The 13,255-nt window shown below is 65.5% G+C and carries 12 protein-coding genes; 9 read left to right on the plus strand and 3 right to left on the minus strand.

The annotated features are described in order from the left end of the window. The first annotated feature begins 6 nt into the window (after positions 1 to 6). Positions 7 to 1,182 carry an MFS transporter gene (locus tag CK227_RS17275; protein ID WP_095773487.1) on the plus strand — a complete coding sequence of 392 codons (1,176 nt, stop codon included), beginning with the start codon at positions 7 to 9 and terminating at the stop codon, positions 1,180 to 1,182. A 111-nt stretch (positions 1,183 to 1,293) separates the two neighbouring features. Next, positions 1,294 to 2,349: a succinylglutamate desuccinylase/aspartoacylase family protein gene (locus CK227_RS17280; RefSeq protein WP_095773486.1), complete on the plus strand. Its 1,056-nt coding sequence runs from the start codon at positions 1,294 to 1,296 to the stop codon at positions 2,347 to 2,349. Between the two features lies 1 nt (position 2,350). Here CK227_RS17280 and CK227_RS17285 read toward each other — a convergent pair whose 3' ends face one another. Next, entirely contained in the window at positions 2,351 to 3,121 is a 771-nt protein-coding gene (locus CK227_RS17285) for an isocitrate lyase/phosphoenolpyruvate mutase family protein (protein WP_095773485.1), read from the minus strand. A gap of 319 nt (positions 3,122 to 3,440) precedes the next feature. On the opposite strand from CK227_RS17285, the gene CK227_RS17290 reads away from it, so the two are divergent. Both CK227_RS17290 and CK227_RS17295 read left to right on the plus strand, forming a co-directional pair. Then, the gene (locus CK227_RS17290; protein WP_095773707.1) at positions 3,441 to 5,630 is read left to right on the plus strand and encodes an anthranilate synthase; all 2,190 of its coding nucleotides are present in this window, start codon (positions 3,441 to 3,443) and stop codon (positions 5,628 to 5,630) included. A gap of 5 nt (positions 5,631 to 5,635) precedes the next feature. Then, positions 5,636 to 6,583: a cation diffusion facilitator family transporter gene (locus tag CK227_RS17295; RefSeq protein ID WP_095773484.1), complete on the plus strand. Its 948-nt coding sequence runs from the start codon at positions 5,636 to 5,638 to the stop codon at positions 6,581 to 6,583. A gap of 11 nt (positions 6,584 to 6,594) precedes the next feature. Here the strand turns inward: CK227_RS17295 and CK227_RS17300 are convergent, their stop codons facing one another. After that, on the minus strand, positions 6,595 to 7,698 hold the full coding sequence (locus tag CK227_RS17300) for a hypothetical protein (protein ID WP_095773483.1): 1,104 nt from the start codon (positions 7,696 to 7,698) through the stop codon (positions 6,595 to 6,597). 93 nt (positions 7,699 to 7,791) lie between these two features. Between CK227_RS17300 and CK227_RS17305 the strand changes: the two genes are divergently transcribed. The 4 genes from CK227_RS17305 to CK227_RS17320 all read left to right on the plus strand — a co-directional run bounded on the left by CK227_RS17305 (position 7,792) and on the right by CK227_RS17320 (position 10,610). Beyond that, positions 7,792 to 8,229 (plus strand): DsrE family protein, encoded by a 438-nt coding sequence (locus CK227_RS17305; RefSeq protein ID WP_095773482.1) that lies wholly within the window; start codon positions 7,792 to 7,794, stop codon positions 8,227 to 8,229. Positions 8,230 to 8,290: 61 nt separating this feature from the next. Then, positions 8,291 to 9,073 carry an SDR family oxidoreductase gene (locus tag CK227_RS17310; RefSeq protein ID WP_095773481.1) on the plus strand — a complete coding sequence of 261 codons (783 nt, stop codon included), beginning with the start codon at positions 8,291 to 8,293 and terminating at the stop codon, positions 9,071 to 9,073. A 63-nt stretch (positions 9,074 to 9,136) separates the two neighbouring features. Next, entirely contained in the window at positions 9,137 to 9,445 is a 309-nt protein-coding gene (locus tag CK227_RS17315) for a putative quinol monooxygenase (RefSeq protein ID WP_095773480.1), read from the plus strand. A 67-nt stretch (positions 9,446 to 9,512) separates the two neighbouring features. Further along, positions 9,513 to 10,610: an AbrB family transcriptional regulator gene (locus CK227_RS17320; protein ID WP_095773479.1), complete on the plus strand. Its 1,098-nt coding sequence runs from the start codon at positions 9,513 to 9,515 to the stop codon at positions 10,608 to 10,610. A 25-nt stretch (positions 10,611 to 10,635) separates the two neighbouring features. Here the strand turns inward: CK227_RS17320 and CK227_RS17325 are convergent, their stop codons facing one another. Next, positions 10,636 to 11,520, minus strand: coding sequence for a LysR family transcriptional regulator (locus CK227_RS17325; protein WP_095773478.1), 885 nt, complete (start codon positions 11,518 to 11,520; stop codon positions 10,636 to 10,638). A gap of 147 nt (positions 11,521 to 11,667) precedes the next feature. Here CK227_RS17325 and CK227_RS17330 point away from each other — a divergent pair, with 147 nt between their 5' ends. Next, a complete protein-coding gene (locus CK227_RS17330) occupies positions 11,668 to 13,203 on the plus strand; it encodes an MFS transporter (protein ID WP_095773706.1) in 1,536 nt (511 codons plus the stop codon). The last annotated feature ends 52 nt before the right edge of the window (positions 13,204 to 13,255 follow it).

Here is a 13,255-nt window from a genome sequence, read left to right on the forward strand (position 1 = left end):
CGCTCCATGCCTCTGCCGATCCTTGCGCTTGCCATCGCGTCCTTCTGCATCGGCACCACCGAATTCGTCATCATGGGCCTGCTGCCGGAGGTCGCCGCCGACCTTCGCGTGTCGATCCCTTCGGCCGGCCTGCTGGTCACTGGCTATGCGCTCGGCGTCGTCTTGGGCGCCCCGATCGTCGCCATGGCCACCGCGCATCTGCCGCGCAAGCCGGTGCTGGTGGGGCTGGCCGCGTCGTTCGTCGTCGGCAATCTGTTCTGCGCCATCGCGCCTGACTATTGGACACTGATGGCGGCGCGTGTCTTCACCGCTTTTGGGCACGGCGCTTTCTTCGGTATCGGCTCGGTCGTTGCCGCCAGCCTGGTGCCGCGCAACAAACGCGCCAGCGCCATGGCGCTGATGTTTGCCGGCCTGACGCTTTCCAACATTCTGGGCGTTCCCGCCGGTACAGCGCTTGGCGAAGCTTTCGGCTGGCGCTCCACATTCGTCGCCGTGGTCGGCATCGGCCTGATCTCAGTCGCTGCCATCGCCTGGCTGGTGCCGTCGGATGTCACGGAGCCGAGCGGCGGCGGCCTGCGCGGCGAGTTGCGGGTGCTGGGCAGGCTGCAGGTCTGGCTGGCGATGCTGATCGCCTCGCTGGCCTCGGCCAGCCTGTTTGCCGTCTTCACCTACATAAAACCCTACCTCACCGACGTGTCCGGCCTGTCGACCTCGGCGGTCACCTGGGTGCTCCTGTTGTTCGGCGCCGGCATGACCATCGGCAACATCATTGGTGGGCGGCTGGCGGACTGGAAGCTGATGCCGACCGTCATCGGCACGCTGCTGTTGATGGCGGTGCTGTTCGTCGGTTTCACACAGTTCGGCGCGATTGCCGGCGTCGCCATCGGCATCGTCTTCCTTTGGGGACTGCTCATCTTCGTCGTCGTGCCGCCGCTGCAGATCCGCGTCGTCGAGGCCGCTTCCGAAGGGCCGAACCTTGCCGCCACGCTGAACCAGGGCGCCTTCAATGTCGGCAATGCCAGCGGCGCCTGGATCGGCGGCGTGGCGCTTTCGGCGGGCGTCTCCTACGCCCACCTGCCGCTGGTCGGCGCGGTGCTGGCCTTGCTGGCGGTCACCGTCGCGGTGCTGTCGCAGGCGCTGGACAGGCGCGCGCCTGTCCCGCTCCAGGCTGCCGCCGAATAGAAATCCATTCGCCAAGAGGACGGAAATCTTGCGCCCATAGCGCGGCCGACTGGACCAATCGACAGCGATACCTCAAATGGGCATGTCTTCTCGCTCTAACTGGAGAAAGTCATGCAGAAATCGATCGAACGCATCGCCGGCGACAGCGAGGGCGTTTCCTACGAATTCCCGGTGTTCCGCTTCACAGGTAGCGACAAGGCGGCGCCCTCGGCCTATCTGCAGGCTGCCCTCCATGCCGGCGAACTGCCGGGCGTCGTCGCCATCGACGCGCTGATGCCGGCGCTGAACAAGGCCGCTGCCGAAGGCCGCATCAAGGGCGACATCACCATCGTGCCCTGGGCCAACCCGATCGGCCGCGCGCAATATCATTTCGGCGAGCATCAGGGCCGCTTTCACCTGGGCACCCGCACCAATTTCAACCGCGCCTTTCCGCTGCTTGCCGCGCCCGACGCCAGGCTCTTGCCCGACACCAGCTTTGGCGGCGCCGACCAGCGGCTGAAGTCCCGCCTGGTGCAGCTGTCGCTCGGCCACGACATCGTGCTCGACCTGCATTGCGACGACGAGGGCCTTGCCTATCTTTACATCCACACCAGCCTGTGGCCGGCCATGGCCGATTGCGCCGCCGCCATGGGCGTCGACGCAGTGGTACTGTGGAGCGAGGACACTGACGGCACCTTCGAGGGCGCCTCGATCATGCCCTACCAGAACGTTCCCGCCGACGTGGCGAAGTTCGACCGGCGCGTCGCCGCCACGGTCGAATATCGCGGCATACTCGACGTCGATGGCGCGCTCGCCGCGGCGGACGCCGACGGGCTTTACCGGTTGCTGGTGGCACGCGGTGTGATCGTCGACAGCGCGCTGCCCGCGCCCGGTCCATTCAAGGGCGTCGTCGCGCCATTGGAAAATATCGACATGATGCCGGCGCCACGGGCCGGCGCTGTGCTCTATGACGTGAAGCCCGGCGATCGCGTCATCAGGGGCGATCGTCTCGCCACCATCGTCCACGCGCCGGGCGAAACCGATGGCCGCGCGGAAGTGTTCGCGCCGCAGGACGGCATCATCCTGACGCGTCGCTCGCGTCGCATCATCCGCGCCGGCGAGGATCTGCTGAAGCTGGTCGGCGACAGGAAGAGCGTCGATGCCAGGTCGGGTACGCTGGAGGACTGACCTAGCCCGAGATCGCCAGCCGCGCCTTGGCTTCCAGCCATTCCGCCATTTGCCGGTATGGCACCGGACCGTGGCTGACGCGGGCGACGCCGAGTTCGGCCAGCCGCTGGCGCGGCGGCACATGCGCCAATGCGATGATGTTGACCGGCAGTGCTGTCGCCCTGCACAGCGCCTCGATGAGACCCTCGTCGCCAAGGCCCGGCGCAAAGAAACCGCTCGCTCCGGCCCTTTCATAGGCATGCGCCCGCTCGATCGCCTGGTCGAGCAGCGTCTTGTCATGCGCATCGGGCTTGGCCTTGAGGAAGATGTCGGTGCGGGCGTTGAGGAAGGCCGGGATACCCGAGGCCTTGACGGCGGCCGCGGCCGCTTCGACCCGCTTCACCTGGACCGCGATGTCGTGCAGGCCGGTGCCGCCGACGACCTGGTCCTCGAAATTGAAGCCGACAGCGCCGGCCTGCAAGGCGCGTGTCACCGTCCGGGCGACGACTTCCGGCTCGACGCCATAGCCGCCCTCGAGGTCCATGGTCACCGGCAGATCGACCGCCTGCACGATGCGCCTGATGTTGTCGAGCGCCAGTTCCAGCGGGATTTTCTCGCCATCGGCATAGCCGAAGGCGGCCGCAACCGGCCAGCTTCCGGTGGCGATGGCCTTGGCTCCTGCTTTCTCGACGATCTTGGCCGAGCCCGGATCCCAGGCATTGTAGAGAACGATCGGGTTGCCCTTGACGTGAAGGGAATGGAACGTCCGCGCGCGCTGGGCCTGGTCGGTCATGGGTGTTTCCCGTCTTGGTATCGTTGGAAGTCCAGCCTAGCCGGGACCGCCGGCCCTGGCGATGTGCCATGAGCCCTTGAAGCGGCGGCCACCGGACGGACCTTTCAAACCTGTTGCGCATCCGGTTTTTCGCCGCTATGGATTTCGCCATGAACATGCGTTCGACCAAGACCATTTGGTGGTGGGCCTGCTGACAGCGGCCTGTTCGAACGCGCGTGCGTGAAAAGAGAGGGTGGCCGCAACGGAAAGTCCGGGCGGCCATTTGTTTTTTAAAAGCCAGTCCCGGGTCCGTTGCCCCAACAAGCTGATGGAGACGGCAATGACGATGAAGGTTCTGGAAAACGGCGCTGAACGTTTCGTGACCGCGGGTGGCATCACCATTGCGCGTGAGCGCCACGACCGGCCCTATGCGGGGGCGATCGACGCCTATGTCGATGGCTTGAACTCGCGCCGGGGCGCGGTGTTTTCCTCCAACTACGAATATCCCGGCCGCTACACACGCTGGGACACCGCCATCATCGACCCTCCTTTGGTCATCTCCGCGCGCGGCCGCGCCATGCGCATCGAAGCGCTGAATCGCCGTGGCCAGGCGCTGCTGCCGGTCATCGGCAAGACGCTGGGCGGCCTTGCCGACATCACCATCGCGGAGACGACGAAGACGCTGATCCGCCTCGACGTCGCCAAGCCCGGCCGCGTCTTCACCGAGGAGGAGCGCAGCCGCGTGCCTTCGGTCTTCACCGTGCTGCGCGCCATCACCGCTTTGTTCAAGACCGACGAAGACGCCAATCTCGGCCTCTATGGCGCCTTCGGTTACGACCTCGCCTTCCAGTTCGACCCGGTCGACTACAAGCTTGAGCGCAAGCCGAGCCAGCGCGACCTGGTGCTGTTCCTGCCCGACGAGATCCTGGTCGTCGACCACTATTCGGCCAAGGCCTGGACCGACCGCTACGACTATTCAGGCGAGGGATATTCGACCGAAGGCCTGCCGCGCGACGCAATCGCCGAGCCGTTCAAAACCGCCGACCGCATCCCGCCGCGCGGCGACCATGAGCCGGGCGAATATGCCAACCTTGTGCGGCGCGCCATGGACTCGTTCAAGCGCGGCGACCTGTTCGAGGTCGTGCCCGGCCAGATGTTCTACGAGCGCTGCGAAACCCAGCCCTCCGAGATTTCGCGCAAGCTGAAATCGATCAACCCCTCGCCCTATTCCTTCTTCATCAATCTGGGCGAAAACGAATATCTGATCGGCGCCTCGCCCGAAATGTTCGTGCGCGTCAACGGCCGCCGCGTCGAGACCTGCCCGATCTCCGGCACCATCAAGCGCGGCGACGATGCGATCTCGGATAGCGAGCAGATCCTGAAACTGCTCAATTCGAAGAAGGACGAGTCCGAGCTCACAATGTGCTCGGACGTCGACCGCAACGACAAGTCGCGGGTCTGCGAGCCGGGTTCGGTGCGCGTCATCGGCCGCCGCCAGATCGAGATGTATTCGCGCCTGATCCACACCGTCGACCACATAGAGGGCCGCCTGCGCGAAGGCATGGACGCCTTCGACGCCTTCCTGTCGCATGCCTGGGCAGTCACCGTCACCGGCGCGCCGAAACTGTGGGCCATGCGCTTCATCGAGCAGAACGAGAAGAGCCCGCGCGCCTGGTATGGCGGAGCGATCGGCATGGTCAATTTCAACGGCGACATGAACACCGGCCTCACGCTGCGCACCATCCGCATCAAGGACGGCATCGCCGAGGTGCGCGCCGGCGCCACATTGCTGTTCGACAGCATTCCCGAGGAAGAAGAAGCCGAAACCGAACTGAAGGCATCCGCCATGCTCTCCGCCATCCGCGACGCCAAGATGGGTAATTCCGCCAGCACCGAGCGCACCACCGCGCGCGTCGGCGACGGCGTCAACATCCTGCTCGTCGACCACGAGGACTCGTTCGTCCACACGCTGGCCAACTACTTCCGCCAGACCGGCGCCAATGTCTCGACCGTGCGCACGCCGGTGCCGGAAGAAGTCTTCGAGCGGCTGAAGCCGGACCTCGTCGTGCTCTCGCCCGGACCAGGCACGCCGAAGGATTTCGACTGCGCTGCGACCATCAGACGAGCGCGCGCCCGCGACCTGCCGATCTTCGGCGTCTGCCTGGGCCTGCAGGCGCTGGCCGAAGCCTATGGCGGGGAACTGCGCCAGTTGCACATTCCCATGCACGGCAAGCCCTCGCGCATCCGCGTCTCCAAGCCCGGCATCATCTTCTCCGGCCTGCCCAAGGAGGTCACCGTCGGTCGCTACCACTCGATCTTCGCCGATCCGGTGCGCCTGCCCGATGATTTCATTGTCACGGCCGAGACGGAGGACGGCATCATCATGGCCTTCGAGCACCGCAAGGAGCCGATTGCCGCCGTGCAGTTCCATCCGGAATCGATCATGACGCTCGGCCACAATGCCGGCATGCGCATCATCGAGAACATCGTCGCTCATTTGCCGCGCAAGGCGAAGGAAAAGGCAGCCTGACCTCGATGGCCGAAGCCGAGAACACGATGGCGATCGCAGCCAGGGAGGCCGCGAAGCGCAAGGTCGCCAACCTTGCCTTCTGGTCGATCGTGGTCGCCTTTGTCGTGCTCGCGCTGAAGCTGGCCGCCTGGTACATTACCGGCTCCGTCGCGCTTTATTCGGACGCTCTGGAATCGATCGTCAACGTCATTGCCTCGGTCGCCGCCTTCTGGGCGATCCAGGTCAGTTACAAGCCGGCCGACCAGGATCATCCGTTCGGCCATCACAAGGCGGAATATTTCTCGGCGGTGCTCGAAGGCGTGCTGATCGTCGTCGCCGCGCTTTTGATCCTCAACGAGGTCTGGCGCTCCTGGCAAGCGCCGGCGCCCCTGGAACGGCCCTGGAACGGCCTTGCCGTCAACGGTATCGCCACGCTGATCAACGCCTTCTGGGCCTGGACGCTGATCCGCGCCGGCCGGGCCGAAAAATCGCCGGCGCTGGTCGCCGACGGCAATCACATCATGACCGACGTCGTCACCTCGGTGGGCGTCTTCGGCGGCCTGGTCGGGGCAATCCTGACCGGCTGGCAGATCCTCGATCCGGCGCTCGCCGTCATCGTCGCGCTCAACATCCTGTGGCAGGGTTGGCATGTCATCGGCTCGTCGATGAATGGCCTGATGGACCGTGCCGTCGACACGCAGGAAAACATGCGCATCCGCGACGTCATCTCGGCCAATTGCAAGGGCGCGCTGGAGGTGCATGACCTGAAAACCCGCATCGCCGGCCGCGCCACTTTCATCGAGTTCCATCTGGTCGTCGACGCCGACATGTCGGTCGGCGCCAGCCACGTCATCTGCGACCGGATCGAAGACGCGCTGAAAGCCGAAATCCCCTCGGTGCGCGTCACCATCCATGTCGAGCCCGACGACGAGGCCAAGCTGCCCAAGGGCACGACGGCCGTGCCGTTTGCGTGATGCCCTTCAGCTTATGGTGCGCAGGCCGATTGCGGCATTGGCTCCAGCCGATAGACCTTGTCGTCCGACTTCGTCTTGCCGTCGGCTGCCTTCGAGCAGAGATCGACGATCGGCAGGCTGCTGTTGGGGTTGGCCAGCATCATTGAGCGGTTGGCGCCGCGCTTGAGGAAGATTTCCTTCTGCGCGATGTCGCAGGAGAAATCGCTCATCTTCGAGCTTGCCGCGCAGCGCCACTGGTCGGCCTCGCCCTGGCAGGAATAAGTCTGCGTGATCTTGCCGGACTTCAGCCGCGCCGTGACCGAGACGGCGATGTCGGCGCCGTCAGGCCAGTTGGCGATGTCGCCGCCCGAAGCGAAGGACGCCAGTTCCACCGGCCCGCGGAAAACCCGGATCGACTGCGTCAGTTGCTCGGGATGCGAAGCCAGATGCGCCGCGTCATAGTCGCGGCCGTAGCAGAAGGGCTGGTCAGGCTTCAGCCGCTCGCGCAGCGGCGGGCCGAGCGCCGGATCGATCGGGTCGATGCGCGCGAACTCGGCCTTGCAGGTCGCGGCCGGCATCGGGTCGAGGCGGAAATTGTCATCTTCTGAGCCCAGCGCCTGCCTGTCATATTCGGCCTTGCCGAGTTCCTCTTCTGATCCGGCATCGAGATAGAGGTCGGCCGAGACATCGGTGACAATCAGGCGGCCTTTGTCATCGACCTTCAGCGAGGCCATGGTGCGGTCGCAGTCCATGCCGCAACGGATCGGCCCTGATGTGCCATCCTCGGATTCATGATTGCACCAGCCGCCGGCCCATTGCGGCGCCTTGGCGCCACGCACCGTCGTGGTGAGAAAGCCATTGTAGGACGTGTCGGCATTTGCCGTGGGCTCTTCGTTCGGCCGGCTGACCGGGTCATGGCCATAGTAGAAGAAGATCCGTGCCACCTTCTGCTTCGGATGTGCCTTGAGATGGGTCGCGTCATAGACCCGGCCGAAACAGACGTCCGCCCCGTTCGGGCTGAGTTCCTTAAGCTTGAGTGCGTCGGCGGCGACGGCCGTGCCCGTCAGCAAGCCAAGCAGCACGACGCCAAATCCGGCGCCCGCGACTGTCTTCCATTCCCCTGCCCTGAACGTCATGTGACCTCTCCTCGCATCGACAGACGCAGCGTCAATTTATGCTAGTATTGCGGCTGCAGCCACGCAAATCGCGGTAAGATCTAGGAGGATGCCATGCGCCGACGCGACATGTTCCGCGCGGTTCTTGCCGGGACCGCAACGTTTCTCGGCCTGCGGGCCGCGCAGGCGGCGGCCACGGAAACCCCACGGCTGAAGGTCGCCTATCACCTGAGCGATGTGGACAAGGTCAACTTCGTGCTCGGCAACATCAAGAACCACTATGAGGGCACCGGCGGCAATGTCGACATCGCGCTGGTCGTGCATGGCCCGGCCCTAGCGAGCTTCAAGTCGAAGGGCATATCGGCCGCCATCTCGGGCCGCTTCGCCGGCCTGGTGCAGCAGGGCCTCGAGCCGCACGCCTGCGGCAACACCATGCGGGGCATGGATATTTCGCTCGCCGACCTGCTCGATGGCTTTCACGCCGCCGACAAGGGCGGCGTCGTCAAGCTCGCGGAACTGCAAAGCCAGGGCTATGCCTATCTACGCCCCTGAGGCTTGAACACCGGGGTGGCAAAGGCCTACGAAGGGCGGCAGACATCCCGGAGGAACAACAGTGCCAGCCACCAACACGCTCAGCATTCCCGATCTCGCCGGCAAGGCGGTGCTGGTGACCGGCGCCTCGACCGGCATCGGCGCGGCACTCGCGCTGGCCTACGCCGCGCAGAAATCCAGGGTGGCGCTGCATTACAATTCGAGCCGCGAGGCCGCCGAGAAACTCGCCAAGACCATTGCCGACAGCGGCGGCGAGGTGTTCCTCGTCCAGGGCGATTTTTCCGTCCCCGCCGACGTCGAGCGCGTCGTCGAGGACAGCGCCCAGCATTTCGGCCGCCTCGACGGGCTGGTCAACAATGCCGGCGGCATGCTCGGCCGCGTACCCTACGCCGACCAGACCGAAGCGCATTACGACGCAGTGATGGACCTCAATGCGCGTTCGGTGCTGACCGCTTCGCGCAAGGCGATGCCGTGGTTGAAGAAGCAGGGCGGCTTCATCGTCAACACCTCGTCCATCGCCGCGCGCAATGGTGCCGGCGGCGGCGCCGGCCTCTACGGCTCGGCCAAGGCCTTCGTTTCCAATGTGACGCGCGGCATGGCCAAGGAGCTGATCGGCTTCGGCATCCGCGTCAACGCCGTGGCGCCCGGCACGATCCTGACACCCTTCCACGAGCGCTATTCGACCGAGGAGCAGATCAAGGGCATGGTCGCCACCGTTCCGCAGGGCCGCGCCGGCACGGCGGAAGACTGCGTCGGCGCCTATCTGTTCCTCTCCTCGGACCTGCTGAGCGGCTACATCACCGGCCAGGTGATCGAGGTGAATGGCGGCCAGTTGATGCCGTGACCGGCTATCTGCATACTGACGGTCCGCGTACTCTTGTCGAAAATTTTGAAGGGAGACAGCTGAATGTACGGACTGATCGGCAAGATGCGGGCGGCGCGCGGCCAGCGCGACGCGGTCATGGACGTGCTGCGCGCCAGCACCGGCGCCCTGCCGGGCTGCCTGAGCTATATCGTCGCCACCGACCCGGCCGATGCCGACGCGATCTGGGTGACCGAAGTGTGGACCGACCAGGCAAGTCACAAGGCCTCGCTGCAGCTTCCGGAAGTCCAGGCGGCAATCGCCAAGGCGCGACCCTTCATCGCCGGCTTCGAGTTCCAGGTGGAGACCAATCCCGTTGGCGGCTTCGGGTTGCCTGACGGCAAGACAGGCTGAGGCCTTCGGGCAGCTTTTTCAGCACGGCGGGGTTCGCATCGCCGTGCTTCGGGTCTAAGACCGACACATGGATTCCTCGGTGCAGCCTCGCGACCAGCCCGCCACCGAGCGCATGGCGCGGATGGGCAAGCCCTGGCAATGGATGGTCCTGCTCACCATCTCGGCCCTGTTTGCAGGCGCGCTCGAATTCGCCGCCCTGCCGGCGGCGTTGCTGATCGGGCCGATGCTGGCAGCCATCGTCGCCGGCACCAATGGCGCCACGGTGCGGGTGCCGCGCCTGCTGTTCGGCTCCGCCCAGGCCATTGTCGGCTGTCTCGTCGCCGCGTCGATCTCGGCCGCCATCTTTCCCGTCTTCCATGCCGAGTGGCCGCTGTTCCTGGGCGTAGTGATTGCGACAGTCGCGGCCTCCAGCCTGCTTGGCTGGCTGATCAGCCGCTGGCGCATCCTGCCCGGCACCACCGCCGTCTGGGGCTCCTCGCCGGGTGCGGCTACCGCCATGGTGCTGATGGCCGGCGCTTTTGGCGCCGACCAGCGCCTTGTCGCCTTCATGCAGTATCTGCGCGTCATCTTCGTTTCGATGACGGCGGCAATCGTCGCCAAAATGTGGGTCGACACATCGGGCATCGAAATCCCGCCAATCATCTGGTTTCCGCCGATCGATGTCCAAGCCTTCGCCGCCACGTCAGGCATCGCGCTGGTCGGCGGCCTGGCGGGAAAGCTGTGCCGGCTGCCCTCGCCCTTCTTCCTCGGCACCTTCATCTTCGGCGCCGTCGTCCATCTCGGCCTTGATGTCGAGATGCAGCTGCCGCCCTGGCTGCTGGCAATCAGCTACGCCATGGTCGGCTGGTCGATCGGACTGAACTTCACCAGGCCGATCCTGCGCCATGCGACGCGTGCGCTGCCGCAGATCATCGCCTCGATCGTAGCGCTGATCGCCTTTTGCGGCGGGCTCGCCTTCCTGATCAGCCATCTCCTTGGCATCGATCCGCTCACCGCCTATCTGGCGACCAGCCCCGGCGGCATGGACAGCGTGGCCATCATCGCCGCCGCGGCGCAGCACGTCGACATCTCTTTCGTCATGGCGCTGCAATCGGCGCGCTTCCTGATCGTGCTGCTCGTCGGCCCGAGCGTCGCCCGGCTGGTTGCCAGAAGCATCAGGGACTGACAGGCCACTCTTCACCGCCGGCTACCTATCGCGCCGCAAGCCGCTCGGGAAGGAAATCGACGAAGACGCGCACCTTTGGCGACAGATGGCGATTGGAGGGCCACAGCATCCGGAACTGACCACGGCCGTCGATATGATCGTCCAGCACGGTGCGCAGCCTTCCGTCCAGCAACGCCTCGCGGACCAGGAAATCGGGCATGCAGGCGATGCCGAGCCCGGCGATCGTGGCACCCTTCAAGGCCTCCATATTGTTGCAGGTCAGCTTCGAGCGGATCTGCGGTTCGGCGCTTCCGGTCATGAATGGCCACTCCAGCAGCCTGCCGCTGTTGAGAAAACGGAAGTTGATGCCGAAATGCCGGATGAGATCCGCCGGCTCCCCGGGCTTGCCGTGGCGGTCGAGATAGGCGGGCGCCGCGCACAAAAGCATGCGAAAGGGTGCGACGGGTCTCGACACCAATCGTGAATCGGGCAGCTCGCCGCTGCGGATCGCGACGTCGATGCCTTCCTCGATGACGTCGACAATGCGGTCGTTGAAATCGATGTCGAGTTCGATCTCGGGATAGCGGGCCATGAACTCCGACAGCACCGGCAAAAGCAGATGGTAGGTGACGATTGGCGTCGAGACGCGCAGCCGTCCGTGCGGCGTTTCCCGTGTCCGCGACAGCATCGCCTCGGCATCGTCGATATCGTCGAGGATGCGCCGCACCCGCTCGTTGAACAGCCTGCCCTCTTCCGTCAGGCCGACGCGCCGCGTGCTGCGCTGCAGGAGCCGCACGCCGAGCTCCTGCTCGAGCCTTGCGACGCTCTTGCCGACGGCGGAGGCCGAAATGCCGAGCGCCCGGCCGGCGGCGATGAAACTGCCAAGCTCGGCGGTGCGGGCGAACGCCAGGAGGCCACTGAGACGATCCATCGTAGTCTTCCATTCGAGCGCTTCAGTCCGGTATGTCAGGAGATATAATACCATTTTTCCGGAAAGGCCGCCGACCTATCTTATCGTTGCGACCGGCGCTGCGACCCACGCCCATGCCGGCGGATGCTGCTTCAGATAGGAAAATCCATGACCTCGAAGACCACAACCGGCCCGGCCGAGCGATGGCTCGTGCTCTTGTCGGTATGCCTTGCCGCGATGACCATGCCCTTGACCTTCACCGGCCCGGCCGTCGCGCTCTCCCGCATCGCGGCCGATCTCGGCGGCAGCCCGATCGCGCTCAACTGGGTGACGAACGCCTTCATGCTGACCTTCGGCGCCAGCCTGATGGCGGCTGGAGCGCTGGCCGACAACCACGGCCGCAAGCGCATCTTCCTCGCCGGCCTCTGCCTCTATGTCCTGGCGTCGCTCGGTGCGATGCTGGCGCCCGGCATCGTTTGGTTCGACATGTTCAGGGCAGCGCAAGGCATCGGCAGTGCCCTGGCCTTCGCCGGCGGCGCCTCCGCACTTGCCCAGGAATTCGAAGGGCCGCTGCGGCTCCGCGCTTTCTCGTTCCTCGGCACCAGTTTCGGCATCGGCCTCGCCTTCGGTCCGATCGCCTCCGGCCTGCTCATCTCCGCACTCGGCTGGCGGTCGATCTTTGTTCTGGTGGCAGTGCTGGCGATCGCCTCGGCGCTGCTGGGCCTGCGCACCATCCGGGAATCGCGCGACCCGGATGCGACCGGCCTCGACTTGGCGGGAGCCGGCACTTTCACGATCGCACTGGCTTTGCTGACCTATGGCGTCCTGCAGGCGCCGCAGAGCGGTTGGGCCGACCCCATCGTCATCGCCCTGCTTGCGGCGGCCGCCCTGTTCTTCGCCGCGTTCGTTATCGTCGAGCGGCGCGTGCGCAGGCCGATGCTCGACCTCACGCTGTTTCGCTTTCCCCGCTTCGTCGGCGTCCAGTTCCTGGCGGCGGCGCCCGCCTATGGCTTCGTCGTCCTGCTGGTGCTTTTGCCGATCCGCTTCATCGGCATCGAAGGGATGAACGAGATCCAGGCCGGGCAGTTGATGATCTGCCTGTCGGGGCCGCTGCTGATCCTGCCCTTGCTTGCCGGCCAGCTGGCGCGCTGGGTCGCGCCGGCCACGATCTGCGGCGCGGGCCTGCTCATCGCCGCCGCCGGCCTCGTCTGGCTGAGCCTGACACCGCCGGTCGCCGTCGCACTGGTGGCGCCGCTGGTGCTGATCGGCGTCGGCATCGCCTTGCCCTGGGGGTTGATGGACGGGCTTGCCGTCAGCGTCGTGCCCAGGGAGCGCGCCGGCATGGCGGTCGGCATCTTCAACACCACCCGCGTCGCTTGCGAGGGCGTGGCGGTGGCGATCGTCATGGCGACGCTGTCTGGTTTCACCGCCACGCAACTCGGGGTTCAAGGGCTGGCCTCGCCCGCCGAAGCGGCCGCGGCAGCGCAACTGCTGGCAACCGGCAACATCGGCGAAACAGCGCAGCGTCTGCCAATGGCCGACGCCAGTGCCTTGGTCCATGCTTACGAAACGGCCTTCGACCGGCTGCTGGTCGTGCTGGCGACAATCACCGTGCTTACCGCCATCGTCGTCTTCCTCGGTCTGCGCCGCGGTTCGGCGCCGGAACAAGACGCCGCTCCTGTCCCGGCCTGCCAGGAAGGCTGACGCCACGTGACGCCATCAAGTCCGGCAAGGCGTCAAAAAATACTTGACTCTT

This window comes from Mesorhizobium sp. WSM4308 (assembly GCF_002294905.1).
Taxonomy (GTDB): Bacteria; Pseudomonadota; Alphaproteobacteria; order Rhizobiales; family Rhizobiaceae; genus Mesorhizobium.

Coding starts and splice junctions, on each gene's coding strand:
- CK227_RS17275 (WP_095773487.1), top strand. CDS start 7: ATGCCTCTGCCGATCCTTGCGCTTGCCATCGCGTCCTTCTGCATCGGC.
- CK227_RS17280 (WP_095773486.1), top strand. CDS start 1,294: ATGCAGAAATCGATCGAACGCATCGCCGGCGACAGCGAGGGCGTTTCC.
- CK227_RS17285 (WP_095773485.1), bottom strand. CDS start 3,121: ATGACCGACCAGGCCCAGCGCGCGCGGACGTTCCATTCCCTTCACGTC.
- CK227_RS17290 (WP_095773707.1), top strand. CDS start 3,441: ATGACGATGAAGGTTCTGGAAAACGGCGCTGAACGTTTCGTGACCGCG.
- CK227_RS17295 (WP_095773484.1), top strand. CDS start 5,636: ATGGCCGAAGCCGAGAACACGATGGCGATCGCAGCCAGGGAGGCCGCG.
- CK227_RS17300 (WP_095773483.1), bottom strand. CDS start 7,698: ATGACGTTCAGGGCAGGGGAATGGAAGACAGTCGCGGGCGCCGGATTT.
- CK227_RS17305 (WP_095773482.1), top strand. CDS start 7,792: ATGCGCCGACGCGACATGTTCCGCGCGGTTCTTGCCGGGACCGCAACG.
- CK227_RS17315 (WP_095773480.1), top strand. CDS start 9,137: ATGTACGGACTGATCGGCAAGATGCGGGCGGCGCGCGGCCAGCGCGAC.
- CK227_RS17320 (WP_095773479.1), top strand. CDS start 9,513: ATGGATTCCTCGGTGCAGCCTCGCGACCAGCCCGCCACCGAGCGCATG.
- CK227_RS17325 (WP_095773478.1), bottom strand. CDS start 11,520: ATGGATCGTCTCAGTGGCCTCCTGGCGTTCGCCCGCACCGCCGAGCTT.
- CK227_RS17330 (WP_095773706.1), top strand. CDS start 11,668: ATGACCTCGAAGACCACAACCGGCCCGGCCGAGCGATGGCTCGTGCTC.